The sequence below is a fragment of the Streptomyces sp. NPDC005706 genome (assembly GCF_040631045.1).
Taxonomy (GTDB): domain Bacteria; phylum Actinomycetota; class Actinomycetes; order Streptomycetales; family Streptomycetaceae; genus Streptomyces.
Genome location: NZ_JBEXYS010000007.1, coordinates 85,209 through 110,106, shown reverse-complemented (window position 1 = coordinate 110,106; position 24,898 = coordinate 85,209). Strand labels below are relative to the sequence as shown.

Annotated in this window: 22 protein-coding genes; 16 read left to right on the top strand and 6 right to left on the bottom strand. The window is 74.2% G+C overall.

Translation table 11 applies throughout. From position 1 onward, the window contains the following. Position 1: 1 nt before the first annotated feature. Positions 2-1,444 carry an adenylosuccinate lyase gene (gene purB / locus ABZ478_RS15445; RefSeq protein WP_358930045.1) on the top strand — a complete coding sequence of 481 codons (1,443 nt, stop codon included), beginning with the start codon at positions 2-4 and terminating at the stop codon, positions 1,442-1,444. Continuing rightward, complete coding sequence (gene mug, locus ABZ478_RS15440; RefSeq protein ID WP_359549568.1) at positions 1,441-1,989, top strand: G/U mismatch-specific DNA glycosylase; 549 nt, start codon at positions 1,441-1,443, stop codon at positions 1,987-1,989. The genes purB and mug overlap by 4 nt, the downstream gene beginning before the upstream one ends. 4 nt (positions 1,990-1,993) lie before the next feature. On the opposite strand, the gene ABZ478_RS15435 is transcribed toward mug, so the two are convergent. The 3 genes from ABZ478_RS15435 to ABZ478_RS15425 are packed head-to-tail and all read right to left on the bottom strand — an operon-like array spanning position 1,994 to position 4,109. Then, positions 1,994-2,434, bottom strand: coding sequence for a hypothetical protein (locus ABZ478_RS15435; protein WP_359549230.1), 441 nt, complete (start codon positions 2,432-2,434; stop codon positions 1,994-1,996). Positions 2,435-2,475: 41 nt separating this feature from the next. Further along, entirely contained in the window at positions 2,476-3,186 is a 711-nt protein-coding gene (locus tag ABZ478_RS15430) for an ABC transporter permease subunit (RefSeq protein WP_359549228.1), read from the bottom strand. 2 nt (positions 3,187-3,188) lie between these two features. Then, positions 3,189-4,109 carry an ATP-binding cassette domain-containing protein gene (locus ABZ478_RS15425; protein WP_359549225.1) on the bottom strand — a complete coding sequence of 307 codons (921 nt, stop codon included), beginning with the start codon at positions 4,107-4,109 and terminating at the stop codon, positions 3,189-3,191. Between the two features lie 106 nt (positions 4,110-4,215). On the opposite strand from ABZ478_RS15425, the gene ABZ478_RS15420 reads away from it, so the two are divergent. The 3 genes from ABZ478_RS15420 to ABZ478_RS15410 all read left to right on the top strand — a co-directional run bounded on the left by ABZ478_RS15420 (position 4,216) and on the right by ABZ478_RS15410 (position 7,295). After that, entirely contained in the window at positions 4,216-5,370 is a 1,155-nt protein-coding gene (locus ABZ478_RS15420) for a histidine kinase (RefSeq protein ID WP_359549223.1), read from the top strand. Between the two features lie 14 nt (positions 5,371-5,384). After that, a complete protein-coding gene (locus ABZ478_RS15415) occupies positions 5,385-6,038 on the top strand; it encodes a response regulator transcription factor (protein ID WP_359549221.1) in 654 nt (217 codons plus the stop codon). A 99-nt stretch (positions 6,039-6,137) separates the two neighbouring features. Beyond that, positions 6,138-7,295, top strand: coding sequence for an ROK family transcriptional regulator (locus ABZ478_RS15410; protein WP_359549218.1), 1,158 nt, complete (start codon positions 6,138-6,140; stop codon positions 7,293-7,295). 100 nt (positions 7,296-7,395) lie between these two features. Here the strand turns inward: ABZ478_RS15410 and ABZ478_RS15405 are convergent, their stop codons facing one another. Continuing rightward, positions 7,396-8,157 (bottom strand): GntR family transcriptional regulator, encoded by a 762-nt coding sequence (locus ABZ478_RS15405; RefSeq protein ID WP_359549215.1) that lies wholly within the window; start codon positions 8,155-8,157, stop codon positions 7,396-7,398. Between the two features lie 341 nt (positions 8,158-8,498). On the opposite strand from ABZ478_RS15405, the gene ABZ478_RS15400 reads away from it, so the two are divergent. The 5 genes from ABZ478_RS15400 (at position 8,499) to ABZ478_RS15380 (ending at position 16,860) form a co-directional block, all read left to right on the top strand. Continuing rightward, positions 8,499-9,329: an alpha/beta fold hydrolase gene (locus ABZ478_RS15400; RefSeq protein WP_359549213.1), complete on the top strand. Its 831-nt coding sequence runs from the start codon at positions 8,499-8,501 to the stop codon at positions 9,327-9,329. 116 nt (positions 9,330-9,445) lie between these two features. Further along, positions 9,446-11,032 (top strand): alkaline phosphatase D family protein, encoded by a 1,587-nt coding sequence (locus ABZ478_RS15395; RefSeq protein ID WP_359549212.1) that lies wholly within the window; start codon positions 9,446-9,448, stop codon positions 11,030-11,032. 161 nt (positions 11,033-11,193) lie between these two features. Then, positions 11,194-12,609: an SWIM zinc finger family protein gene (locus ABZ478_RS15390; protein ID WP_359549209.1), complete on the top strand. Its 1,416-nt coding sequence runs from the start codon at positions 11,194-11,196 to the stop codon at positions 12,607-12,609. Continuing rightward, positions 12,606-15,302: a DUF6493 family protein gene (locus ABZ478_RS15385; protein ID WP_359549207.1), complete on the top strand. Its 2,697-nt coding sequence runs from the start codon at positions 12,606-12,608 to the stop codon at positions 15,300-15,302. Before ABZ478_RS15390 ends, ABZ478_RS15385 begins: the two co-directional genes overlap by 4 nt. Before the next feature lie 118 nt (positions 15,303-15,420). Further along, entirely contained in the window at positions 15,421-16,860 is a 1,440-nt protein-coding gene (locus tag ABZ478_RS15380) for a GNAT family N-acetyltransferase (protein ID WP_359549205.1), read from the top strand. A 64-nt stretch (positions 16,861-16,924) separates the two neighbouring features. Here the strand turns inward: ABZ478_RS15380 and ABZ478_RS15375 are convergent, their stop codons facing one another. Continuing rightward, positions 16,925-18,142 (bottom strand): PLP-dependent transferase, encoded by a 1,218-nt coding sequence (locus ABZ478_RS15375; RefSeq protein ID WP_359549203.1) that lies wholly within the window; start codon positions 18,140-18,142, stop codon positions 16,925-16,927. 60 nt (positions 18,143-18,202) lie between these two features. Here ABZ478_RS15375 and ABZ478_RS15370 point away from each other — a divergent pair, with 60 nt between their 5' ends. From ABZ478_RS15370 to ABZ478_RS15345, 6 genes are all read left to right on the top strand, one after another. Further along, entirely contained in the window at positions 18,203-18,694 is a 492-nt protein-coding gene (locus ABZ478_RS15370) for an Lrp/AsnC family transcriptional regulator (protein WP_359549201.1), read from the top strand. A gap of 33 nt (positions 18,695-18,727) precedes the next feature. Then, on the top strand, positions 18,728-20,419 hold the full coding sequence (locus ABZ478_RS15365; RefSeq protein ID WP_359549199.1) for a DUF885 domain-containing protein: 1,692 nt from the start codon (positions 18,728-18,730) through the stop codon (positions 20,417-20,419). 170 nt (positions 20,420-20,589) lie between these two features. Continuing rightward, on the top strand, positions 20,590-21,264 hold the full coding sequence (locus tag ABZ478_RS15360; RefSeq protein ID WP_359549197.1) for a hypothetical protein: 675 nt from the start codon (positions 20,590-20,592) through the stop codon (positions 21,262-21,264). A gap of 178 nt (positions 21,265-21,442) precedes the next feature. Further along, the gene (locus tag ABZ478_RS15355) at positions 21,443-21,688 is read left to right on the top strand and encodes a ferredoxin (RefSeq protein ID WP_359549195.1); all 246 of its coding nucleotides are present in this window, start codon (positions 21,443-21,445) and stop codon (positions 21,686-21,688) included. After that, on the top strand, positions 21,678-23,066 hold the full coding sequence (locus ABZ478_RS15350; protein WP_359549192.1) for an FAD/NAD(P)-binding oxidoreductase: 1,389 nt from the start codon (positions 21,678-21,680) through the stop codon (positions 23,064-23,066). Before ABZ478_RS15355 ends, ABZ478_RS15350 begins: the two co-directional genes overlap by 11 nt. Positions 23,067-23,101: 35 nt before the next feature. Next, entirely contained in the window at positions 23,102-24,334 is a 1,233-nt protein-coding gene (locus ABZ478_RS15345; RefSeq protein WP_359549190.1) for a cytochrome P450, read from the top strand. A 16-nt stretch (positions 24,335-24,350) separates the two neighbouring features. Here the strand turns inward: ABZ478_RS15345 and ABZ478_RS15340 are convergent, their stop codons facing one another. After that, a complete protein-coding gene (locus ABZ478_RS15340) occupies positions 24,351-24,866 on the bottom strand; it encodes an immunity 21 family protein (RefSeq protein WP_359549187.1) in 516 nt (171 codons plus the stop codon). Positions 24,867-24,898 lie beyond the last annotated feature (32 nt).

Here is a 24,898-nt window from a genome sequence, read left to right as displayed (position 1 = left end):
CGTGACTTCCGCTCCCGCCAAGCCCCGCATCCCGAACGTCCTCGCCGGACGCTACGCCTCCGCCGAGCTCGCCACGCTCTGGTCGCCCGAGCAGAAGGTGAGGCTGGAGCGGCAGCTCTGGCTCGCCGTGCTGCGCGCCCAGAAGGACCTCGGCATCGAGGTGCCGGACGAGGCGATCGCCGACTACGAGCGCGTCCTCGACACCGTCGACCTGGCCTCGATCGCCGAGCGCGAGAAGGTCACCCGGCACGACGTGAAGGCCCGGATCGAGGAGTTCAACGACCTCGCCGGGCACGAGCACGTGCACAAGGGCATGACCTCCCGTGACCTCACCGAGAACGTCGAGCAGCTCCAGATCCGGCTCTCCCTGGAGCTGATGCGCGACCGCACCGTGGCCGTCCTGGCCCGGCTCGGCAAGCTGGCGGGCGAGTACGCCGAGCTGGTCATGGCGGGCCGCTCGCACAACGTGGCCGCCCAGGCGACCACCCTCGGCAAGCGGTTCGCGACCGCCGCCGACGAGCTGCTGGTCGCCCACGGCCGCGTCGAGGAGCTGCTGGGCCGCTACCCGCTGCGCGGCATCAAGGGCCCGGTCGGCACCGCCCAGGACATGCTGGACCTGCTCGGCGGCGACGCGGCCAAGCTCGCCGAGTTGGAGGACCGCATCGCGCGGCACCTGGGCTTCTCGCAGGCGTTCACCTCGGTCGGCCAGGTGTACCCGCGCTCGCTGGACTACGAGGTCGTGACCGCGCTGGTGCAGCTCGCCGCGGCGCCGTCGTCGCTGGCGAAGACGGTCCGGCTGATGGCCGGGCACGAGCTGGTCACCGAGGGCTTCAAGCCGGGCCAGGTGGGCTCCTCGGCGATGCCGCACAAGATGAACACCCGCTCCTGCGAGCGCGTCAACGGCCTGATGGTGATCCTGCGCGGCTACGCCTCGATGACCGGCGAGCTGGCGGGCGACCAGTGGAACGAGGGCGACGTCTCGTGCTCGGTGGTACGCCGGGTGGCCCTCCCCGACGCGTTCTTCGCCCTGGACGGCCTGCTGGAGACCTTCCTGACCGTGCTCGACGAGTTCGGCGCCTTCCCGGCCGTCGTCGCCCGCGAGCTGGACCGGTACCTGCCGTTCCTCGCCACCACGAAGGTGCTCATGGGCGCCGTCCGGGCGGGCGTGGGCCGCGAGGTCGGGCACGAGGCCATCAAGGAGAACGCCGTGGCCACCGCGCTCGCGATGCGTGAGCAGGGTGCCGAGCGCAACGACCTGCTCGACAAGCTCGCCGCCGACGAGCGGCTGCCGCTCGGCCGCGAGGAGCTGGCCGCGCTGATGGCCGACAAGCTGTCCTTCACCGGTGCGGCCGCCGCCCAGGTCGGTGTGGTCGTCGGCCGGATCGAGGAGATCGTCAAGCAGCACCCCGAGGCGGCCGGCTACACCCCCGGAGCGATCCTCTGACCCGCTTCACCCCGGCGGAACTGGAGGCCGCCCGCGACCGTCTCGTCCCGGACGTGGTCGCGGACGGCCTCCGGGTGCTCTTCTGTGGCATCAACCCCGGTCTGATGTCCGCTGCGACGGGCCATCACTTCGCACGCCCGGGCAACCGGTTCTGGCCGGTGCTGCATCTGTCCGGCTTCACGCCGAGGCTGCTGAAGCCCGCGGAGCAGCGGGAGCTGCTGACGTACGGGCTCGGTATCACCAATGTCGTGGCGCGGGCGACGGCCCGCGCCGACGAGCTGACCGCCGAGGAGTACGTGGCGGGCGGGCAGTCGCTGACGGCCAGGGTGACGCGGCTGAGGCCGAGGTGGCTGGCCGTGGTCGGCGTGACCGCGTACCGGGCCGCCTTCGGCGACCGCAGGGCCGGGGTGGGTCCGCAGGAGGGAGCCATCGGTGACACCCGGGTGTGGGTGCTGCCCAACCCCAGCGGGCTGAACGCGCACTGGACGGCGGCGACGATGGCGGAGGAGTTCGCGCGGCTGCGGAAGGCCGCGGAGGAGGCCTGAGGGGTCAGGGCGGGTCGGTCTCCGTGACCACCGCCAGCAGCTGGAACGGCGGTTCGCCGTCCCACCGGGACACCCCCAGGGCGACCCAGCGGCCCGACTCCGCGCGCCACAGGTGCAGATCCGGTACGTGCGCGGCCAGCGTCCCCCACGGCTCCGCCGCCTCCTCCCCCTCCGCGCTCCGCAGCAGCACGCCGGCCAGACCGAACACGTCCGCCGGCCCCCACCGTTCGGCGAGCCGCTCGCCCAGCGCGTCCCGGTCGGCCTCGTACTGCGCCTCCACCGTCTCCCGCTCGGTGCCGTCGTCCTCGTGGAAGTCGCCGCTGGTCTGTATGGCGGCTATCAGGTAACCGGGCCCGCCCGTGCCGACGTCCGTCCTGCCGTGCTCCGGCGGGAACTCCCGCCCGCACAGCCGCTCGATCAGAGCGAGACAGTTCGCGATGTCCATGTGATCCAGTAAAACCGGCCCCACTGACAATTGGCGTGCCGTCAGGCATCCCTGCGCCGCACGCTCCGGGCCCCCGCTAAGAGGGCCGCCGCCGCCCAGAGCGCGGCCACCGCGAGCCCGGTCCACGGACCGAGGGCTCCGTCATGGGTGCTGTGCAGGGCGACTTGACCGGCCCGGTCGGGCAGCAGGTCGGCCACGCCCGAGGACATGTCGCCGATGACGAAGGACACGATCAGCAGGAACGGGATGAGCACGGAGAGCGTCGCGACGCCGCTGCGCGAGACGGCCGTGAGTCCGGCGGCGAACAGCGCCATCAGCGTGAGGTGGAGACCGCAGCCGACGGCGCCGCGCAGCCCCTCGGGCCAGGCGGGCCCGGAGTCGCCGAGCACGGCCTTGCCCACCAGCAGTGTCACGAGGCCGGTGAGCAGCCCCGTCGCCAGCACCGGCAGGGCGATCGCCGTCACCTTCGCGGCGAACCACCGCCGCCGGTCCGGAACGGCCGCGAGCGTCAGCCGCAGCGCGCCGCCCCGGAACTCGGAGGAGACCGCCGTCGTACCGAAGGCGATCGCGGCGATCTGACCGAAGTTGATCCCGAAGAACACCGAGAACAGCGGGTCCGTGTCATCGGCGTCGGCGGAGGAGAGCGCGGAGAACGCGACGGTGGCGAGCAGGACCGCGGCCAGGCTGCCGACGAGCGAGCGCAGGGTGCGGATCTTGATCCACTCCGCGTGCAGGACCGGGGTGAACGGCATGGTCAGACCTCCTGGGGCTGAGCGGTGAACTCGGCCTCGGCGGCCGTCAGATCGAGGTAGGCCTCTTCGAGAGTGGCCTCCTGGGCGGTCAGTTCCAGCACGGGCACGCCCGCCTCCGACATCAGGCGGCCGATGTCGTCCACGCGCGCGTGCCGCACGGTCCAGGTGCCGTCCTCGTCCTGGGAGGCGTCGTGGCCGTGGCGGGCGAGCAGGCCGCCGAGCGCGGCGGCGTCGGTGGTGCGGACCCTGACCCGGGGCCGCACGCGCGCGTGGATGAACTCCTGCACCGGTGTGTCGGCGAGGAGGCGGCCCCGGCCGAGGATCACCAGGTGGTCGGCGAAGGCGGCGGTCTCGTTCATCAGATGGCTGGACACGAGGACCGTGCGGCCCTCGTCCGCGAGGCCGCGCAGCAGGGTGCGGATCCAGATGATGCCCTCCGGGTCGAGGCCGTTGGCAGGCTCGTCCAGAAGGATCACCTCCGGGTCGCCGAGGAGGGCGGCGGCGATGCCGAGCCGCTGGCGCATGCCCAGGGAGTACGTCCGCACCCGGCGGCGGGCCACCGCGGCGAGTCCGGTCCGCTCCAGGACGGTGTCCACCCGGTGGGCCGGGATGCGGTTGCTCACCGCCAGGGCCCGCAGATGGTCACGCGCGCTGCGGGAGCCGTGCGCGGCCCCGGCGTCCAGCAGGGCGCCCACCCGGCGCAGGGGGTCCTGGAGTTCGGCGTAGGCGCGGCCGCCGATAGTGGCGGTCCCGGAGGTCGGCCGGTCGAGGCCGAGGACGAGCCGCATGGTGGTGGACTTGCCGGAGCCGTTGGGACCGAGGAATCCGGTGACGCGGCCGGGACGGACGCCGAAGGTGAGCCGGTCCACGGCGCGCCGGCCGCCGTACTCCTTGGTGAGGTCTCGTACGTCGATGCTGGTCATGGCAACAGCCTTGCGGGGAACGGGCGTCGGCTCCTCCCCCGCCGGTGGAGAGCGTCTCCCCCGCACGGGGGAGGTCCGCCGCCGGGGCCCCTGCGAGGATGGGCCCATGGTCCGCTTCCTGCGCCCGCTGTCGCGCGGGACGACGTACACGCGTCTGCTGCATCTGTGGGTTCCCATGCTGGTGCAGAGCGTGTGGATGCTGGTCGACGAGTCGAAGCCCTGGGTGCCCGCGCTCGTGCTCGTCCCGGTCGGCCTGGTGCCGGCCGTGCGCGTGGGCGAGGGCGTCCAGGGCCGGCTGCTGCTGACGCCCGGCGCGGAGAATCCCGGCATCTCCGCCACCGCGTCGACGGGCTGGCGGGACCGCGGCCGCGTGGTGCTGTGGCTGGAGCTGCGGATCCTCCTCGGCTGGGTGACCGCGTTCTTCTCGGTGTGGATGCCGATCGCGGCGTACGAGCTGGCGAAGTCCGCCTGGGGGCGGGCTCCTTCGGGGGTGCCCCTGCTGGACCTGCTGCCGCCGGATCGGGCGTGGGCCCTGCTGGCGCCGGTGCCGCTGCTCGCCCTGTACGGGGCCGTCGTCGGACTCGGCGAGCTGATCACCGTGTGCGCCCGTCGGCTGCTCGGGCCGTCCACCGCGGAGCGGCTGGCCGCACTGGAGGAGCGCGCCGAACGGCTACTGGAACGCACGCGCATCGCACGGGAGTTGCACGACTCCATCGGGCACGCCCTGACGGTGGCGGTGGTGCAGGCGGGCGCGGCGCGGGCGGCGGGCGATCCGGAGTTCACCGACCGGGCGCTGGAGGCCATCGAGGAGACCGGACGGGCCGCGCTCGACGATCTGGAGCGGGTGCTCGGCGTGTTGCGCGAGTCGGAGCGGCCGGCGAGCGCCCGGCCCACCCTGGCCGACGCCGACCGCCTGCTGGAGTCGGCACGCGCCTCCGGCGCCAAGGTCGAGGCAGAGGTGACCGGCCCGGTGGCATCCGTACCGGGGCCCGTCTCGCGTGAGGGATACCGGATCCTGCAGGAGGCGCTCACCAATGTGCTGCGGCACGCGGGAGCCGTCCCGGTACGGGTCCGGGTGTCCGTGCGCGCGGACGCGCTCACCCTGGAGGTCCGCAGTCCGCTGCCGGCCGGGCCGCCCGGGACCGGGCGGGGCAGCGGGCTGCGCGGGATACGGGAGCGCGCCGCGCTGCTCGGCGGCAGTGCCCGCACCGGCCCCGACGAGGGCGACTGGCAGGTGCGTACGGAGCTGCCGCTCGGTTGATCTACGCTGGCCGGATGCCGGTCACCGTACTCCTGGTCGACGACGAGCCCCTGGTGCGCGCGGGTCTGCGCGCCGTGCTGGAGGCGCAGCCTGACATCCGGGTGGTCGGCGAGGCCGCCGACGGGGCGGCGGTCATCCCGCTCGTGCGCCGGCTTCGGCCGGACGTGGTCGCGATGGACGTCCGGATGCCGCTGATGGACGGGATCGAGGCCACGCGCGCGGTGCTGCGCACGGTGGACGCGCCGCCCAAGATCATCGTGGTGACCACCTTCGAGGACGACGAGTTCGTGTACGAGGCGCTGCGCGCCGGCGCCGACGGGTTCCTGCTGAAGCGGTCCCGGCCGGCCGAGATCGTCCACGCGGTGCGGCTGGTGGCGGACGGCGAGTCGCTGCTGTTCCCGGCGTCCGTGCGGCGCCTCGCCGCCCGGTTCGGGGAGCGGCACGCGGCCGGCGCCCCGCTGACCGGGGCCGCTCTGACGGAACGTGAGGCGGAGGTGCTGCGGCTGATGGCACGGGGGCTGTCGAACGCGGAAATCGCCGCCCGGCTGGTCGTCGGGACGGAGACGGTGAAGTCGCACGTGAGCGCCGTGCTGGCCAAGCTGGGGGCGCGGGACCGCACACAGGCGGTGATCGCCGCCTACGAGTCGGGGTTCGTCGCGCCCGGCTGACCCCGGGGGGCCGCGGGGTTGGCGGGGCCCGGCACTCGCAGGGGTGGGCCGGGCCGAGTACGATCCGCCCAACACGCCCGCGAGCTGGGAGGACGGACGGTGGGGCAGCTTACCGGCGGCGATCCCTCGCTGCTGCGAAGGATCAACTCCGCGGTGGTGCTGCACGCGTTGCGGGCCACGGACTGCGCGACGCTCACCGAGGTCACCCGGGTCACCGGTCTGTCCCGGCCGACCGTCGAAGGCGTCGTCGAGGGGCTCATCGAGGCGGGGCTCGTGGTCGAGAAGGCCGCCGACGAGGGCACAGCGCGCCGTCAGGGGCGGCCCGCCCGCCGGTTCCGGTTCCGGGCCGAGGCCGGGCATCTGCTGGGCCTGGAGATCGGCCCGCACCGGGTCGCGGCACTCCTGTCCGACCTGGACGGACGGGTGCTGGGCACGCAGGCCAAGGAGGTGGCCGAGACGGCGCCGGCCGACGAGCGTCTGGACCGGCTGCGCGGCGCGGTCGCCGAACTGCTGCGCCGGGCCGGGGTGGCACGCGGCTCGCTGCGGGCGGTGGGCGTGGCCTCACCGGGGATCGTGGAGGCGGACGGGACGGTACGGCTGGGCACGGCGCTGCCCGGGTGGACGGGCCTGCGGCTCGGCGAACGGCTCGGCCGTTCCTTCAAGTGCCCGGTGCTGGTGGAGAACGACGCCAACGCGGCGGCCGTCGCCGAGCACTGGAAGGGCGCGGCGACGGAGACCGACGACCTGGTGTTCGTCCTGGCCGGGCTCAGCCCGGGCGCGGGCGCGCTGATCGGCGGGCGGCTGCACCGGGGGTACGGCGGGGCGGCCGGGGAGATCGGCGCACTGCATCTGCTGGGCCGGGAGGTGACCCCGGAGACGCTGCTGTCCACCACCGACGAGCCGCTGCACCCGCTGGACGAGCAGGCCGTCGCCGAGGTGTTCGCGCTCGCCCGGGAGGGCGACCTGCGGGCGGGGGCGGCGGTCGAACGGTTCATCCAGCGGCTCGTCCACGACGTGGCCGCGCTGGTGCTGGCCCTCGATCCCGAGCTGGTGGTGATCGGCGGCTGGGCCGCCGGCCTGGACGGTGTGCTGGATCCGCTGCGCCGCGAGCTCGCTCGCTACTGCCTGCGCCCGCCCAGGGTGGCGCTGTCCGCGCTCGGCGGGGCGGCCGTGGCCACGGGTGCGCTGCGGCTGGCTCTCGACCACGTCGAGGCGGAGCTGTTCGCGGTGGAGGGAACGGTCACCGCGCGGCGGTGAGACCGGGCACCTGATCGTCGGGGCGGCGGCGACGGCCACCGGCGAGGCCGACGCCGGACCGCGCCCCGGTGGAGTTCCGGGGCGCGCGGAGGTGCGTCGTTCAGGAGGCGCGCCGCTCGGGGTCGTGGTGTATCTCCACGTCGGGCGAGTCTCCGAAGGTCAGCCGGCAGGTGTCCGCGCGGTAGGTCGCCACGGAGAGCGCGGCGGTGCGGCCCTCGGCGAAGAAACGCGTGGTGACGACGAGGACGGGCGCGCCGGGCAGCCGGTCGAGGTCCTTGGCGTCGTCCGCGCGGGCCGAGCCCAGCTCGACGGCACGGTCCTGGCCCTCCAGCTCCAGGCGCTGCAGCTCGCGCAGCACCGCACGCGCGCGTGCCGCGCCGGACGGGGCGTCTATGGCGGTCAGGTCGGGTACCGCGGCGTCGGGGATGTGGAGCAGTTCGGTGGCGACGCGCTGACCGCCCGACATCCGGGAGCGGCGCACGATGTGCACCGGCTCCCCGGAGCCGGTCTCCAGGGCGGCGGCCACCGCGGCGGGCGGCGCGGAGCGGACGCAGTCCACGGGCTGCCAGGCGTCGTCGCCGGAGCCCGGCCAGGTGTGCTGCCGGGTGCCCACGGCCACGCCCACGCGCGGGGGCGCGACGGTCGTGCCGACGCCGCGCCGGCGCTGGAGCCGGCCTTCCAGCTCCAGCTGTTCGAGTGCCTGGCGGAGCGTGGCGCGGGCGACGCCGAAGCGGGCGGCCAGATCGCGCTCGTTGGGCAGGATCTCGCCGACCGAGAACTCCGAGTCGAGTGCCTCACTGAGCACGGTCTTGAGATGCCAGTACTTCGGCTCCGGCACCGATTCCAGCTGCGTGGTCCCCACCCTGTCCTCCGCAAGTGCCGTGGTCCGGCGGTTTTTAGCGCCCTTGTTTATTAAAGGTTGTTGCACTTATCTGCGACCATAAGGCGGCCCACACCCTTGGTCAAGACCAATCCTCGATCCCTGGGGCAACGCACAGGGGCGGCACCGCGCAGCGTTCACGCGGCGTTCGCACACGTGGGCGGGTGTGACGTCCCGGAGAAGCACGCAGAAGCCGGTCGCGCCGCGACCCTCGGCGCGAGCGGCCGCGCCGGCTTCGGGAGCGAGCAAAGGGCTACCCGTCGGTAGCAATTGCTGACAAGCTGTCTACGGCGTCCGTCAGCAGCCCAGACGAGGAGCACTCCATGTCCGCCACCGCCACCTTCCCGGTCCCGACTCCGCACGGCCCGAGGGACGTGACCGTCTCCTACGCGCGCGTGGGACGCGGTGCGCCACTCGTCCTGCTGCACGGCATCGGCCACCACCGGCAGGCCTGGGACCCGGTGGTCGACATCCTCGCCACCGAGCGCGAGGTGATCGCGGTGGATCTGCCGGGCTTCGGCGCGTCCCCCGGCCTGCCCGGCGGCCTGCCCTACGACCTGCCCACGACCAACGCCGTGCTCGCCGCCCTCTTCGAGGCACTGGAACTGGACCGCCCGCATGTGGCCGGAAACTCGCTCGGCGGCCTGCTGGCCCTGGAACTGGGCCGCGAGAAGCTCGTACGGTCCGTCACCGCCCTGTCCCCCGCCGGGTTCTGGACCCAGGCCGAACGCCGCTACGCCTTCGCGATGCTGCAGACCATGCGGGGCGTGGCCCAGCGGCTGCCGCTGCCGATGGTTGAGCGGCTGTCGCGCTCCGCGGCCGGGCGCACCGCGCTGACCAGCACCATCTACCGCCGCCCCGGCCGCCGTTCCCCCGACGCCGTGGTCGCCGAGACGCTCGCGCTGGCCGGGGCCACCGGCTTCGGCGCGACCCTGCGGGCGGGTACCACCGTCCAGTTCACCGACGATCTGCCGGGGCTGCCGGTCACCGTCGCCTGGGGCGCCCAGGACCGGCTCCTGATGCGCCGCCAGGGCGTCCGGGCGAAGACGATCATCCCGCACGCCCGTCTCGTACGGCTGCCGGGCTGCGGGCACGTCCCGATGAACGACGACCCGGCGCTGGTCGCCCGCGTCATCCTCGACGGCAGCCGCTGACCGGCTGAACGCCCCAGGGACGGCCCATTGTTCACCTGCGGTTCGCGCGCGCGCCGCGGCGTACCAGTAGGTGTGGCTCTGCACACTGGCCGGATCCCGTCCTTGGAGGCACAGCCATGTCCCACCGTCCGTTCCCGGGCCGCCGCGGCGTGCTGCGCGGCTCCCTCGCCGCGTCGGCGGCCCTGACCCTGCCCGTGGGCCTCGGCGCGGCCCCCGCCTTCGCCCGCTCCGGGCGCCCCTCGGCGGACTGGGGCGTGCAGACAGGCGACGTGACCACCGACTCCGGTCTGGTGTGGGTGCGTTCGGACCGGTCGGCCCGGATGATCGTGGAGACCTCGGCCACCGAGTCGTTCCGCGACCCGCGCCGGTGGCACGGCCCGCTGCTGGGCCCGGACACGGACTTCACCGGCACCACCCGGCTGCACGGCCTGCCCTCCGGCAAGCAGATCCACTACCGGGTGCTGCTCGCCGACCCGGACGACCCGCGCCGCACCGGCGAGCCGGTGACCGGCACCTTCCGCACCGTCTCCCGGCACCGCCGGGACGGCGTGCGGTTCCTCTGGTCGGGCGACCTGGCCGGGCAGGGCTGGGGCATCAACCCCGACCGCGGCGGCTACCGGATCTACGACGCGATGGCGAAGCTGAACCCCGACTTCTTCCTGTGCAGCGGCGACAACATCTACGCCGACGGCCCCATCGCCGCCACCCAGGCCCTGCCCGACGGCGGCACCTGGCGGAACGTCACCACCGAGGAGAAGGCGAAGGTCGCCGAGACCCTCGCCGAATACCGTGGCAACTTCCGCTACAACCTGCTGGACGACAACCTCAGGCGGTTCAACGCCCAGGTGCCGTCCATCGTGCAGTGGGACGACCACGAGGTGCGCAACAACTGGTACCCGGGCGAGGTGATCGCCTCCTCGGACACCCGGTACACGGAGAAGAGCATCGACGTGCTGGCGGCACGCGCCCGGCGGGCGTTCGGCGAGTACTTCCCGCTCTCTACACTGCGGCCGGGAGCGAAGGAGGGCCGGGTCCACCGCGTGCTGCGCCAGGGCCCGCTGCTGGACGTGTTCGTGCTGGACATGCGCACCTACCGCGACGCCAACTCGCCCGACGACCAGGTCACGGATCCGCAGGGCATCCTCGGCCGTGAGCAGCTCGAGTGGCTGAAGCGGGAGCTGGCACGGTCGCGGGCGGTGTGGAAGGTGATCGCCGCGGACATGCCGATCGGTCTCGTGGTGCCCGACACCACGGAGGGCCGGCCGAACTTCGAGGCGGTGGCGCAGGGCGACCCGGGGGCCCCGCTGGGCCGGGAGCTGCAGATCGCCGAGCTGCTGCGCTTCGTCAAGCACCGCCGGATCACCGGCACGGTGTGGCTGACGGCGGACGTCCACCACACCTCGGCACAGCACTACCAGCCGTCGCGGGCGGCGTTCACCGACTTCGAGCCGTTCTGGGAGTTCGTCTCGGGCCCGCTGAACGCCGGCGCCTTCCCGGCCAGCGCGCTGGACGCCACGTTCGGCCCGGAGCGGGTGTTCGTGAAGGCGCCGACCGCGTCGAACGTCTCGCCCGCCGGCGGTTACCAGTTCTTCGGCGAGGTCGACATCGACGGCGGCAGCGGCGAACTGACGGTACGGCTGCGCGAGCAGGACGGCACGGTGCTGTTCACACGGACGCTGCAGCCGGGCCGGGTCGGTCAGTAGGGCCCCACCGGAGCCGCCGGGTCCCGTACCCTCGATGTCGTGCCGCGCACCGGCGTCATCCCCCGGAGCGCGGCACGCTCACGAGCTCCCGCCAACTCCCCGCCGCGGCAGCGTTTTCCCAGCTCAGACCCGTTGTCAGTGGTCGCCTCTACGGTTCTTCCATGACGCGATCACTGCAGGCCGTGGCCTACCGGCGACCCTCCGCGCTGGAGTCCGCGGTGGACGGACGCCGCCTCGGGCTGGAAACGTCCCGCGGCGCGACGCCCGCGGGCGCGGAGGACCATCCGCGGTTCTTCTCGGGCTTCCTGACCGCGCCTCAGGCGGGCGCCGCGGCCCTGCTGGCGGTGGCGGACGTGGCAGCGGCGCGCTACTACCAGCCGCAGTCCCGCGCCTCGCTCGACCCCGTGGTGACCGGCAACGGCGACCGGCTGCGCTTCGAGTCCTTCTCGGGCTGCGGTGGGGTGTACGCCCGGCTGGACGTCCTCACCCCCGGCCTGGACGGCGGCGAGGTGGGGCACGGCACGACGAACGTCGACGTCAACGACCCGCTGCGCGAGGCCCTGTCCCGGATCGGCTCGGACGATCCGCTGCATCTGCGCGTCGGCCCCGAGGAGTTGAGGGTCACCACCCTGGACGGCCCGGTGGTGGAGAAGAAGGTCCCGCTGCCCGACCGGTGGCTGCGCGGCTTCGCCGAGGCCCAGGTGATCGCGGCCGCGTTCGAGCTGCGGGCGGAGCTCCCGGCCGGCGAGGCGGTGCGCTTCCTGCGCGGGCTGCCCGGCGCGGGCGCGGGGCGGCGGGCCGCCGGCGGGCCGCGCTGGGTGGTGCCGGTAGGCCGCGGGCTCCGGCCGACGACCCGGCCGGTGCCGGGCGCCGTGTGCCTGCCGGGTCCTGAGCGGCTGGGCGCGCTGCGGCGGATGCTGCGGCACGCGACGGCACTTCGGGTGTACGGCCCCGCGGTCGGCGGCACGGCGGGCACGGCCGGTGCGGCCGCCGCCTGGGAGGTCGTCCTGCCGGGCATGCGGCTCACGCTGACCCTGTCGCCGGACGCCTCGCGCGGCTTCTCCGGCGAGGGCGGCGTCCTGGACGCGCTCGCGACCGAGGAGGCCGCGGGGGACGCCGAGCTGATCGCGGTTCTGCTGGCGTGGGAGCCCCGGATCGAGGTGGCCGACCTCGCTGCGGCCTCGGGTCTCACCGCCGACCGGGTTCGCGCGGCCCTGGTCCGCCTCGGCACCTCGGGCCGCGTCGGCTACGACACGGCGGAGGCCGCCTACTTCCACCGGGAGCTGCCCTACGACGCCGGGCGCGTCGAGAAGCACAACCCACGGCTGCGCTCGGCCCGGGCGCTGGTCGCGGCCGGCGCGGTGACCCTGGACGGCACGGTGGCCACGGTGACCGCCGAGGACCGACACGCGCACCGGGTGCGGGACGCGGCGGGGGTGCTCAGCTGCAGCTGTCTTTGGTGGGCGAAGTACCGGGGCGGGCGTGGTCCGTGCAAGCACGCGCTGGCGGTGCGGATGGCGCGGCGGGGCGCCGCGGCGCAGCCGGCGCCGGCCGTAATCGACGGGGGTCTGCGATGAGCGCGCTGTTGGAGGCCGTACGGGCCGGGCGGACGGCGCAGACGCTGTGCGTGGTGCGGGGCATGACGGACGCCGAGCGGCGGGCGTGCCTGCCCGGGCTGAAGGCGCTGCGCAAGGAGTTGCGGGAGCTCTCCCCGTGGGACAGCCGCTCGCAGCGCGTCCGTCCGGCGCTGCACCTGGCCGGGGCCGCCTGTCACACCGGCGCCGCCGCGGCCGCCGCCTGGCTCGGAGCGGGCGACCTGCGCCGGCAGCACGCGCCCGCCGATGCCCTGCTGCGCGCCCTGGAGACCCGGGCCGCCGGCTGGCTGGCCGATGTCGCGCACCGGCTGGCGCAGCGGCCCGTGTCCGCTGACGTGCCGTACGAGCTGATGGCCGGGCTGGTGAGCCGGTCGGGATGCGAGGTGCCGGCGACGGACGCCTATGTGACCGGCTGGGTCCGGCACATCGGCGGCGGTTGGAGCGGCGGCAAGGTCCTCGACCGGCTGCGCCGCGAGCCGAATCTCGCTCCGCTGGTCGCCGGTCTCTTCACGCTCACGGATCTGGCCGAGGTCCGCCGGCTGCTGGGCGACGGACCGGACTCCTGGCCGAGCGCGCTCGCGACGCTGGCCCGGGAGGGACTGCTGGACCGCGCGCTCCTCGTCGACGCCTGTGTGGCCCGGCTGCTGCGCGGCGCCGGCGGCACCGACCACCGGATCCTCCTGCCGGTCCTGACCGGGCTGGGGCTCACCCGGGAGGAGGAACGGGCCCGGATCCCCGACTGGACGGCGCTCGCGCGGGACGCTGCCTCCCCCGTCGCCACGCATGCGCAGACGGTCCTCGGCGCGCTGGCGCTGGACGGCGAGCTGACCGTGCGGCAGCTCACCGAAGCCTCCGAGGGGCTGCTGTTCCGCGGTGAGAAGAAGCTGGTCCGGGCCCAGCTCGTGCTGCTCGGCAAGGTCCTCGCGCGTGACCCGGGCGCGGCGGCGGAACTGCTGCCTGTCGTGGCGCAGGTGTTCGGGCACGAGGACACCCAGGTGCAGGAACGGGCGCTCAGGCTGGTCGAACGGCACCCTGCGAAGCTGGGCGACCCGGTTCTGCGGGACGGACTCTCCGCTGCCGCACTTCAGTTGACACCGGCGTTGCGCACCCGGGCGGCGGTCCTGCTGGACGTCGCGGTGGAGTCGCGGGCGGCGTACGAGGAGGTGCTGCCGCCCGTGCCCGAGCCGGTCCGGCTCGCATCCGCGCCGGCGACGGCCGAGGAACTGGCCGAGGAACTGGGCGCGCTGCTCGCCACGGGCGGTGACGTCGCCACCTTCGAGCGGGCCCTCGACGGCCTGGCGCGCCACGTGTACCGGGACCCGGACGCCCTGCGCGAGGCGCTCGCGCCGGTGGTCGCCCAGCGCTGGTGGGCCGCCGCGAACCGGCCGGGCCGCGACCACCTGGCCGTCGACACCCGCTACGGCCACTGCAACGCCCAGGAAGGCCTCGACCTGCTCCTCGCGGCCCTGCACGACAGGGTCCGCACGGCCGATCTCCTCGATGCCGTGAGACGCGGTCCGAGCGAACGCGGGTGCGCGCACAGCGCTCTCGCCCGGGTCTTCGACGCCAGGCTGCACGCCTTGGCGTACCGGCTGCGCGCGGAGCCGCTGCCGCTGCTGCTCGCCACGCCCACCTGGAGCACGGGCCTGCTGGAGCCCGGTGACCTGGTGGACCGGCTCGCCGAGTACCGGCGTCTGGACGCGCGGGTGTGCCCGACCGACTTCGGCCAGGCCCTGCTGCGGGTGCGCAGGGACGACGGTGCGGCGGCCCGGGAGGCGGCGGCCCGGGCGAAGGCGCTGGGGACCCGGGAGGGCGCCCGGCTCGCCCGCCGGCTGGGCGCCGGCACGGAGTCCTCCGGAGCGCGGCTCGCCCGCTGGCTGCGTACCGGCGCCACCGCCCCGGTGGCGGCCGGACGGCGGACCACGGGTCCGAGGATTCTGGTGGAGACGGCCGAAGTCCCCGAGCTGCAGCAGGGGTTCCCGCAGGAGTTCCACGGCCTCGGCCGCCCGGTCTCCGTCTTCACCGTCCGCCGGCACTGCCACCACTGGGACGACTCGATACGTCCGCACTGGCTCGCCGTGCTGCCGGAGCGGCGCGAACTGGTCGCGGCACGACTGCTGCCCGACCTCGCGGACACGGCGGTGGAGGACGGCCGGGGTGCGAGTGTGCTGCCACTGCTCGCCGAGGCGGGCGGCGAGGCCGGCGACGCCGTACATCTGTGCGTGGCGTACGGGCTCGGCGCACGGCATCAGGAGGACCGGCTGGCCGCCGTGGACGCCCTGCTGGCGCTGGCCGCGCGGGGGCAGCTCGACGCGGTCCGGCTGGGCACGGACCTGGGCGAACTGGTGGCGAGCGGAGCCGTGAAGGCGCGGCGGCTGGCCGACTCGGCGCGGACGGCGGCGTCGACGGGCGCCGACGCGACGATATGGGAGACGCTCCGGCACGCCCTGCCCGTTCCGCTGGCCGGCCTCACGGCCGCGCGTCCCGAGGCGGCCGCCGTGGCCGCCCGGGGCCTCGGTGACCTGCTGGAGGTGGCGGCGGAGTGCGCCGAGCGGTCCGGGGCACGCGGGGAGGTGCCGCATCTGGCGGAGACCGCCGCGCGCGGTGGCTCCTCCCGTCTGGTCACCCAGGCGGGGCGGCTGCGGGACGCCCTGGCCCTGGAATCGGCCGCCTGAGCCGGCGCCGGTACTGGAAAATCCAACAAAAAGGACGGAAGCATGCTTTACCCATCGGTCACAAGTCGTTCGTGATCACGCAACACCGTTCCTTCACAGTGGCTGCATGACTTCAGACATGTCTCGAGCGACCCGGACGAAGCACGGCCGGCCCGTGCACCACTGGCGGCGGGACCTCGTCGAACTCGCCGCCCTGTTCACCGCGGTGGCGGTGGCGGACGGCGTGGCCAACCTGATCGGACACGGCCCCGACGGTCCCGCGCTGCTGGTGATCTCGGCGGTCGTGCTGGCCGCGACGGCGGGCTTCCACACCTGGTGGGCACGCCGCCACGGGCACGCGCCGCCGGCCGGGCATACCGGTGCCCGGCCGGCCGCCGAGGTGCGGCCGGCCGGGCCCGCGCAGGGCCCGGACGCGTCGGCACCGGGCACGGCCCGGGCGAGCGCGCTGTGGCGGATGCGGACCACCGTGCGGGACGAGCCCGGCTCGCTGGCCGCGCTGTGCACGGCGCTGGCCGGACAGCGGGTCGACATCCTGAGCCTGCAGACGCACCCGCTGGCCGAGGGCACCGTGGACGAGTTCCTGCTGCGGGCGCCCGAGGCGCTCACGGCGACCGAGCTCACCCGGACGGTGTCGCTGGCCGGCGGCACGTCCACCTGGATCGAGCGGGCCGACGCCCACGACCTGGTGGACGCCCCGACCCGGGTTCTGGCCCTCGCGGCGCGCACCGCGCTGGACACGGCGGAACTCCCGCTGGCACTCAGGCAGTTGCTGGGCCGGTGCACGATCCGCTCGCTGCCCTCCACGCCCTTCGGCGGGGGCCGCGGGCCGGAGCCGGTGCCCGCGGAGGGGGTTCTGGAGGACACCGTCATCCGGCTGCGGGCGCCCGAGGGTGGCGTGCTCACCGTGGAGCGGGCGTATCTGCCGTTCACCCCGGCCGAGTTCGCGCGGGCCAGGGCGCTGGTGGAGCTGGACAGCCGGCTCGGCCCGCGGATCCCGGACGGCCACGACGTGCTGACGCTGCCCGAGGGCGCCGACATCACCGTGCGCCGGGTGGACACCGGCGATCTCGCGGCGGCCAGGGACATGCACGAGCGGTGCTCGCGGCGCACCCTCGGCCTGCGCTACCACGGGCCGGTCGGGGACGCCGACCGCTATCTGAACCACCTGCTCAGCCCCCGCTTCGGCCGGACGCTGGCCGCACAGACCGCCTCCGGGCGCATCGTCGGCCTCGGCCATCTGCTGTGGGACGGCGACGAGACCGAGGTCGCGCTGCTCGTCGAGGACGCCTGGCAGCGGCGCGGCATCGGCGCCGAACTGCTCGGCCGACTGGTGGCGATGGCGGTGGATGCCGGCTGCGAGAGCGTGTACGCCGTGACGCAGGCCTCCAACACCGGGATGGTCGCGGCGATGCGCGGCCTCGGGCTGCCCCTCGACTACCAGATCGAGGAGGGCACCCTGGTCGTCACGGCACGTCTGGACAGCGCTGCCGTCGCCGCCGCCCGGGCGTCGCACGAGGGCCGCGGGGGGCGGCTCGGCGAGGCGGCCCGCCGCGACTGAGGCCGCGTCGGGAACGGCGGCCCTGCCCCCCCGTCCCGGGCCGCCGTCGTCGGTGCGGGCCCGTTCAGCCCACGGTCTCCCGGAGGGGGGCGGCGTCCCGCAGCGGGACCGGCGTGCGGGTCCGCTCCCCCAGTGCCCGGTCCAGGTCCGCCCACAGGTCGTCGACGTCCTCCAGGCCCACGGACATGCGCAGCAGCCGGTCGCTGACCCCGGCGCCGCGCCGGTCGTCGGCGTCGACGATGCGGTGGCTGATGGACGCGGGGTGCTGGATGAGGGTGTCGACGCTGCCCAGGCTGACCGCCGGGGTGATCAGGCCGACCCGGGCGATCACCTCGTGCGGGTCGCCGTGCACCTCGAAGGCGACCATCGCGCCGCCCAGCTTCGGGTAGTGGACACGGGCCACCCGGGCGTCGGCGGCGAGCCGGCCCGCCAGTTCGGCGGCGCTCGCGGAGGCGGCCCGGACTCGCACGGGCAGCGTGGACAGGCCCCTGAGCAGCAGGTAGCCGGCCAGCGGATGCAGGACACCACCGGTGGCGAAACGTATCTGCCGGAGCTGCCCGGCGAACTCCTCGTCGCAGGCCACGACACCGGCGAGGACGTCGCCGTGGCCGCCGAGGTACTTGGTGGCGCTGTGCAGCACCAGCCGTGCGCCGTGTTCTGCGGGACGCTGCAGCACCGGCGTGGCGAAGGTGTTGTCGGCGAGCAGCGGGACCGAGCCGCAGGAGTGGGCCACGGCCCGCAGGTCGACCTCGGCGAGGGTCGGGTTGGCCGGTGACTCGACCATCACCAGACCGGTGTCGGGGCGCAGCGCGTCGGCGATCCCGGCCGGGTCGGTCCAGGTGACCTCGGTGCCGAGGAGCCCGGCGGTCAGCAGGTGGTCGCTGCACCCGTACAGCGGGCGCACGGCGACCACATGGCGCAGGCCCGCCGCGGACCGCGCCAGGAGGACCGCGCTGAGCGCGGCCATGCCGCTGGCGAAGGCGACGGCCGACTCGGTGCCCTCCAGCCGGGCGAGGGCGGTCTCGAAACGGGCCACGGTCGGGTTGCCGAGGCGGCCGTAGATCGGCGGGCCCTCGGGGTCGGCGCCGTCGGTGGCGAAGGCGTCGATGCGGGCGGCCTCGCCCCGGCTGTCGAAGGAGGGGTAGGTGGTGGACAGGTCGATCGGCGGGGCGTGCAGCCCCTGGCGGGCGAGGTCGTCGCGGCCGGCGTGCACGGCCTCGGTGGCCAGTGCTCTCGATGCGGTGCGTAGGGCGTCGTAGGCACCGGTGCTCGATGTGTCCATGGGCGGAAGGTTGAACACTGGACGGGCCCTGGGGGCGAGACGCCGTGCTACGTTCGGCGCATGGCCGAATCTGTCGCACTGGATCCGGTGGATCTTCATCTGCTGCGACTGCTGCAGAACGACGCCCGGACCACCTACCGCGATCTCGCCGCCCAGGTGGGGGTGGCGCCGTCGACGTGCCTGGACCGGGTGACCCGGCTGCGCCGCGCGGGCGTGATCCTCGGCCACCAACTGCGCCTCGACCCGGCCAAGCTGGGACGCGGCCTGGAGGCACTGCTGCTGGTGCAGGTGCGGCCGCACCGCCGGGAGCTGGTGGGGCCGTTCGTGGAGCGGATCCGCGCGCTGCCGGAGTCACGGACGGTGTTCCATCTGACCGGTCCCGACGACTACCTGGTGCACGTGGCCGTGGCGGACATGGCCGATCTGCAGCGGCTGGTGCTGGACGGGTTCACCGCGCGGCGGGAGGTGGCCCGGGTGGAGACCCGGCTGATCTTCCAGCAGTGGGACTGCGGGCCGCTTCTGCCCCCGGCTGAATCCGGGATGCATGGGTGACGCAGGCACTGTCCGCGTATGAGGATGGGCGCCATGTCTGAGATCCAGATCCCGCTGCCCCGTCAGGTCGCCGACGCATACGTGGACGACCTCATCGCCCTCGACCCGGTCACCGGTACCTACCTCGGTGTGAAGGAGAGTTCGGCCAGGCTGCCCGACTACTCCCCGGCCGGCCAGGAGGCCCTGGCGGAGCTGATGCGGACGACGCTCGCGCGGCTCGACGAGGCCGAGCGGCAGCCCGGTGCGGACAGTGACGTGGAGCGCCGCTGCGGCCGGCTGCTGCGGGAGCGGCTGACCGCCGAGCTGGCCGTGCACGAGGCCGACGAGCACCTGCGTGCGGTCGGCAACATGAGCACGCCCGGGCACTCGGTGCGGGAGGTGTTCACGGTGATGCCGGCGCAGACCGAGGAGGACTGGGCGGCGATCGCGCAGCGGCTGCGCGCGGTGCCGGCCGCGGTCGCGGGCTACCGGGAGTCCCTGGAGCTGGGCCTGGAGCGCAAGCTGTACGCGGCGCCCCGGCCGACCGCGACGTACATCGGGCAGCTCTCCGAGTGGACGGACACCGACGGCAAGGGACGCGGCTGGTACGAGGACTTCGCCGCGGCCGGTCCGGACGCGCTGCGCGCGGAGCTGGACGAGGCGGCCCGCACGGCGACGGCCGCGCTGGCCGGGCTGCGGGACTGGATGCGGGACGTGTACGCGCCGGCCGTCGAGGGAGCGCCGAACACGGTGGGCCGCGAGCGGTACGCCCGCTGGGCCCGCTACTTCAACGGCACCGACCTGGACCTGGACGAGGCGTACGCGTACGGCTGGTCGGAGTTCCACCGCATCCTCGGCGAGATGAAGCAGGAGGCGGAGAGGATCCTGCCCGGCGCCGGGACGCCGTGGGTGGCGCTGGCGCACCTGGACGAGCACGGCCGGCACATCGAGGGCGTGGACGAGGTCCGCGAGTGGCTTCAGGGCCTGATGGACCGGGCCATCGCGGACCTGGACGGCACGCACTTCGAACTCGCCGAGCGGGTGCGGAAGGTGGAGTCGCACATCGCCCCGCCCGGCGGTGCCGCCGCCCCGTACTACACCGCTCCGTCGGAGGACTTCTCACGTCCGGGCCGGACCTGGCTGCCGACCATGGGCCTGACCCGGTTCCCGGTGTACGACCTGGTGTCGACCTGGTACCACGAGGGCGTGCCCGGGCATCATCTGCAGCTCGCGCAGTGGGCGCACGTGGCCAAGGACCTCTCCCGCTACCAGGCCACGGTCGGCGGGGTCAGCGCCAACGCGGAGGGCTGGGCCCTGTACGCGGAGCGCCTGATGGACGAACTGGGCTATCTGACGGACCCGGAGGAGCGGCTCGGCTACCTGGACGCGCAGATGATGCGCGCGGCCCGGGTGATCGTCGACATCGGCATGCACCTGGAGCTGGAGATCCCGGCGGACTCGCCGTTCCACCCCGGTGAGCGCTGGACCCCGGAGCTGGCGCAGGAGTTCTTCGGCTCCCACAGCAGCCGTCCGGCGGACTTCGTGGAGAGCGAGCTGACCCGGTACCTGACGATCCCGGGCCAGGCGATCGGCTACAAGCTCGGCGAGCGTGCCTGGCTGCTGGGCCGTGAGAACGCCCGTGCGCGGCACGGTGACGCCTTCGACCTGAAGGCGTGGCACATGGCCGCCCTGTCCCAGGGCTCCCTGGGCCTGGACGACCTGCTGGACGAGCTCTCCCGGCTCTGACCCGCACCCGCCTCCCGTCCGCGACCCCCCTTCCGGTGCCCGCCGGCCCGGCCCGCGGGCACCGGTCACGTCCCGTGCGGCCGGCTCGGCCGTACGGACGTCCCCGGTGGCGCGGGCCGCGGTGAGGCCGCTTGCTGGTGCCCGGGCTGTGCGACGGGAGGCGGGCCGGCATGCGGGACGTGGGACCGAGGCAGAAGGCGCTGGAGACGGCGCGGGCCGCCGGGCTGGCGGGAGTGGTGTTCGCGGTGCTGCTGGCGGCGGCGATCGTGCTGGTCAGGCTGGCCATGCCGGAAGGGACCGAGGCGGTCACCGCGCAGGCGGCCGCCGACTCCGGGCAGCGGGACGCGGTGCAGTGGGCGCTCGACCTGATCCCGTTCGCCGGGATCTTCTTCCTGTGGTTCCTCGGTGCCGTACGGGCTCACGTGGGTGAGGTGGAGGACAGGTTCCTCGCCACGGTGCTGCTCGGCAGCGGGCTGGTCTTCACCGCCACGATGTTCGGCGGCGCCGCGGCGGCCGCCGCGGTGCTGGAGATCGGCCGCTCCTCCGGGGGCACGCCCGGCATGGCCGCGTGGGACCTCGGCCGCGATCTCGCCTACTCGCTGCTGACCGGGTACGCGATGCGCATGGCGGCCGTCTTCGTGTCCTCCCTGTCGGTGATCGGGCACCGGCTCGGGGTCCTGCCGCGCTGGCTCATGGTTCTCGGTGTCCTCACCGCGTTCACGCTGCTGTTCGTCTCGTCGAACGTTCCCTGGGCGGAACTGGCCTTTCCCGCCTGGTCGCTGGTGCTGAGCCTGTACATCCTCGGCAGCCGGCGCACGAGGACCCGTGCTCCCGCCGCCGCGTGAGAGGCGGCGGCCGAACCGCCGCGCGCCGGGCAGCCCGCTCACCCGAACGGCCTGCCCGGCGCGCGGCGCCCCCGCACGGCTTCCATGCTGGCCAGCGGGACATGACCGCCGTCCGGAAGCGCCCGCACTGGGCGGGTGGTGAGCACCGGACCTGGCCACCGGAAGGGCGGGAGCATCGATGCGGCTCGTCGTCGATCTCAACAAGTGCCAGGGGTACGCGCAGTGCGCGTTCCTGGCGCCCGACGTCTTCGCCATGCACGGCGAGGAGTCGCTGGTCTACAACCCCCGGGCGGACGAGGGACAGCGCGAGCGGCTGGCCCGGGCGGTCGCCGCCTGTCCGGTCCAGGCGATCACGGCCGACGGCCTGGACGGCCCGGTCGGCGGTGCGGACGCGTCCGTGGGTGGTGCGTTCGATGGCCGCTGACCACGTGGACCTGCTGCGGCGCGAGGGCCGGATCGTGATCGTCGGCGCCTCGCTGGCCGGACTGCGGGCCGCCGAGACGCTGCGCGCCGAGGGGTTCACCGGTTCGCTGACGATGATCGGTGACGAGCCGTACGAGCCGTACGACCGGCCGCCACTGTCCAAGGCGGTGCTGCTGGGCAAGGCGTCCCCGCACCGCACCGACCTGCCCCACCGCCGGGAGATCGACGCCAAGTGGCGGCTCGGCGTGGCGGCGACCGGCCTCGACCTGTCCGCGAAGCGGGTGCGGCTGGCCGACGGGGACGAGGTGGAGTACGACCGGCTGCTGATCGCCACCGGAGTACGGGCCCGGCCGTGGTTCAAGGAGGAGGAGGGCAGCCTGGACGGCGTCTTCCTGCTGCGCACCCGCGACGACGCGGCCCGGCTGCTGCAGCGGCTGAGGTCGGCGCGCCGGGTGTTCATCATCGGCGCCGGGTTCGCCGGCTGTGAGGTCGCCTCGGCGTGCCGGGAGATGGGCCTCGCCGTCACCCTGGCGGAGCGGGCCGGAGCCCCGCTGGTGGGCGCGCTCGGCGGGGTGATCGGCGCCGTCGCCGCCGAGCTGCAGACCGAGAACGGCGTGGACCTGCGCACCGGTGTCACGGTCACCGCGCTGGAGGGCGACCCGGCCGGCCGGGTGCGTGCCGTCCATCTGTCCGACGGGGGCAAGGTCGAGGCGGATGTCGTGGTGGTCTCGCTCGGTTCACTGCGCAACACCGAGTGGCTGACCGGGTCCGGACTCGGCGCGGGACCGCGGGGCATCGCCTGCGACGCCGGCTGCCGGGCCTTCGACTTCCGGGGCATCGTCACCGACGACGTGTTCGTCGCCGGTGACGTCGCACGGTCGCCGCACGCGCTGTTCGGCTACCAGTTCCTCTCACTCGAACACTGGGGCAACGCCGTCGCCCAGGCGGACACCGCCGCGCACAACATGATCTGCCGGGGCGCCGACCGGCGCCCGCACCTGTGGATGCCGGCCTTCTGGTCCTCGCAGTTCCGGGTGAACATCAAGTCCGTCGGCGTGCCTCCCATGGGCGACCAGATCATGATCACGCAGGGTTCTCTGGCCGAGCGCCGGTTCGTCGGCGTCTACGGCCACAAGGGCCGGGTGGTCGCCGCCGTCAGCTTCGACAACACCCGCTGGCTGGAGTTCTACCAGCGGCAGATCGAGCGGGGCGCGCCGTTCCCGGTGGAGTACCCGACGGTGGACCGGCGCCCCGAGGGCCGCCAGCCCCTCGACGCCGACTTCCCCGACCCGTCCCTGCCGACGCACGGCCCCACCGTGACCCTGAGCGGCTACTCACCGGCCGACCAGCAGCTGGTGTTCACCCCGGCCCACCACTGAACGCCGCCGTGGCCCCGACGCCCCAAGGACTTGTCATGACGCAGGCCTCCCTGTTCCGCCGGATCACCGACTTCGCCAACCGCGCCGACCCGTATCCGCTGTACGAGGAGCTCCGCAGGACTCCGGTGCTGCACGAGGAGGAGGACGGCCCGTACGTCATCAGCTCGTACTGGGACATCGAGGGCCTGCTCCACGACCCGCGGATCAGCTCCGACGCCGCCAACCTGGCCGCTGCCGGGGACGAGCTGGCCGAGGCGCAGAGCACCGGACTGCCCCCGTCCTTCCTCCGGCTCGACCCGCCCGAGCACGACCGGCTGCGGCGGATCGCCAACAGCGCCTTCGGGCCGCCCCACAAGCCGCGCCGGATCGAGTCCATGCGGGGTGAGCTGCACGAGATCGTCGGCGGGCTGATCGACGGCTTCGGAGAGGCGCGCGAGATCGACCTGGTGGACCAGTTCGCCTACCCGTTCCCGGTCACCGTCATCTGCCGGCTGCTGGGCGTGCCCCGCGAGGACGAGCCGCGCTTCCGCTCGTGGGTCGATCCGCTCGTCGCCAGCCTGGACCCCGAGACACGCGAGAGCGCGGACGAGGAGTTCGTGAAGACGGCGCAGGAGGCCCGGATGCAGCTCGGCATGTACCTGGCCGGGCTGGTCGAGCAGCGCACCAAGGATCCGCAGGACGACATGCTGTCCGACCTCGCGGACAGCCGGGGACCGGAAGGCGCGATGACGATGATGGAGGTGATGAGCACCGCGGTGCTGCTGCTGATCGCCGGTCACGAGACGACGGTCAACCTCATCACCAACGGCATGCTCACCCTGCTGCGCCACCCGGACGTCCTGCGGCGGCTGCGGGAGGACCCGGGCCTCGCGGCCAACATCGTGGAGGAGCTGCTGCGGTACGAGCCGCCGGTGCAGATCGTGCCGCAGCGCACCTGCATCGCCGACATCGAGGTGCGCGGGGTGACCATCCCCAAGGGCTCGCGGATCTGGCTGATGCTCGCCGCGGGCAACCGGGACCCGGAGCGGTTCAAGGACCCCGAGCGGTTCGACCCGGACCGCGGCGACATCCAGCACCTCGGGTTCGGCAGCGGCATCCACAGCTGCTTCGGCGCTCCGCTGGCCCGTCTGGAGGCGCAGATCGCGCTGTCCGAACTGGCCCGGCGGCTGGACAACCCCCGTCTGGTCGAGGATCCGCCGCCCTACCGGCAGAACGCCGTGCTGCGCGGCCCGCGCCACCTGCGGATCGCCTTCGACGACCGGCGCTGACCCGTGGACCGCCGGGTCAGGGGGCGAGCAGTCTGAGCCGGACCAGGCCGAGCCAGGTCTCCGGGCCCGGCTGGGCGTAGGCGGCGGCGACCGCGTACGGGCCCGGTGCCAGCGGGACGCGCAGGTGTGCCGCGCGGTCCACCGCCCCGCCCGGCCGGGCGGCGTCGAACAGCACCACCGGACCGGGCACCTGCCAGCGGACCTCGGGTTCCCACACCGCCGTGCCGAGCGCGGCGGGGACGTGGGCGAGCAGTTCGCGCTCGGAGTGCGCGGCGGACCAGCGCACGAAGACGCCCTCACCGGGCAGGTAGGCGGTGGCGGCGGGTTCGTCGCCGAGGACGAGGGCCGCGCTGTCGCCGACCGGGAGCAGGCCGGCGTAGCCGTCCACCTCGCACGCGCGGTCGTAGTCGGTGGCGAACTCCTCGCTGTCGGCGCCCGCCCAGAACGGCAGGACCGTCTCCGGCACGGCTATCAGGGGCCCTCCGCCCGACTCCACCCACTGCAGTGCGCCTGGATCCGCGTTTCGAGACATGGGCAGAACCTACACGCACGGCGATCACCCGC

Excerpts from the sequence above, each read along its gene's own strand:
- ABZ478_RS15435 (WP_359549230.1), bottom strand. The coding sequence starts at position 2,434 with ATGGACATCGCGAACTGTCTCGCTCTGATCGAGCGGCTGTGCGGGCGG.
- ABZ478_RS15430 (WP_359549228.1), bottom strand. The coding sequence starts at position 3,186 with ATGCCGTTCACCCCGGTCCTGCACGCGGAGTGGATCAAGATCCGCACC.
- ABZ478_RS15425 (WP_359549225.1), bottom strand. The coding sequence starts at position 4,109 with ATGACCAGCATCGACGTACGAGACCTCACCAAGGAGTACGGCGGCCGG.
- ABZ478_RS15420 (WP_359549223.1), top strand. The coding sequence starts at position 4,216 with ATGGTCCGCTTCCTGCGCCCGCTGTCGCGCGGGACGACGTACACGCGT.
- ABZ478_RS15415 (WP_359549221.1), top strand. The coding sequence starts at position 5,385 with ATGCCGGTCACCGTACTCCTGGTCGACGACGAGCCCCTGGTGCGCGCG.
- ABZ478_RS15400 (WP_359549213.1), top strand. The coding sequence starts at position 8,499 with ATGTCCGCCACCGCCACCTTCCCGGTCCCGACTCCGCACGGCCCGAGG.
- ABZ478_RS15395 (WP_359549212.1), top strand. The coding sequence starts at position 9,446 with ATGTCCCACCGTCCGTTCCCGGGCCGCCGCGGCGTGCTGCGCGGCTCC.
- ABZ478_RS15390 (WP_359549209.1), top strand. The coding sequence starts at position 11,194 with ATGACGCGATCACTGCAGGCCGTGGCCTACCGGCGACCCTCCGCGCTG.
- ABZ478_RS15385 (WP_359549207.1), top strand. The coding sequence starts at position 12,606 with ATGAGCGCGCTGTTGGAGGCCGTACGGGCCGGGCGGACGGCGCAGACG.
- ABZ478_RS15380 (WP_359549205.1), top strand. The coding sequence starts at position 15,421 with ATGTCTCGAGCGACCCGGACGAAGCACGGCCGGCCCGTGCACCACTGG.
- ABZ478_RS15375 (WP_359549203.1), bottom strand. The coding sequence starts at position 18,142 with ATGGACACATCGAGCACCGGTGCCTACGACGCCCTACGCACCGCATCG.
- ABZ478_RS15370 (WP_359549201.1), top strand. The coding sequence starts at position 18,203 with ATGGCCGAATCTGTCGCACTGGATCCGGTGGATCTTCATCTGCTGCGA.
- ABZ478_RS15365 (WP_359549199.1), top strand. The coding sequence starts at position 18,728 with ATGTCTGAGATCCAGATCCCGCTGCCCCGTCAGGTCGCCGACGCATAC.
- ABZ478_RS15360 (WP_359549197.1), top strand. The coding sequence starts at position 20,590 with ATGCGGGACGTGGGACCGAGGCAGAAGGCGCTGGAGACGGCGCGGGCC.
- ABZ478_RS15355 (WP_359549195.1), top strand. The coding sequence starts at position 21,443 with ATGCGGCTCGTCGTCGATCTCAACAAGTGCCAGGGGTACGCGCAGTGC.
- ABZ478_RS15350 (WP_359549192.1), top strand. The coding sequence starts at position 21,678 with ATGGCCGCTGACCACGTGGACCTGCTGCGGCGCGAGGGCCGGATCGTG.
- ABZ478_RS15345 (WP_359549190.1), top strand. The coding sequence starts at position 23,102 with ATGACGCAGGCCTCCCTGTTCCGCCGGATCACCGACTTCGCCAACCGC.
- ABZ478_RS15340 (WP_359549187.1), bottom strand. The coding sequence starts at position 24,866 with ATGTCTCGAAACGCGGATCCAGGCGCACTGCAGTGGGTGGAGTCGGGC.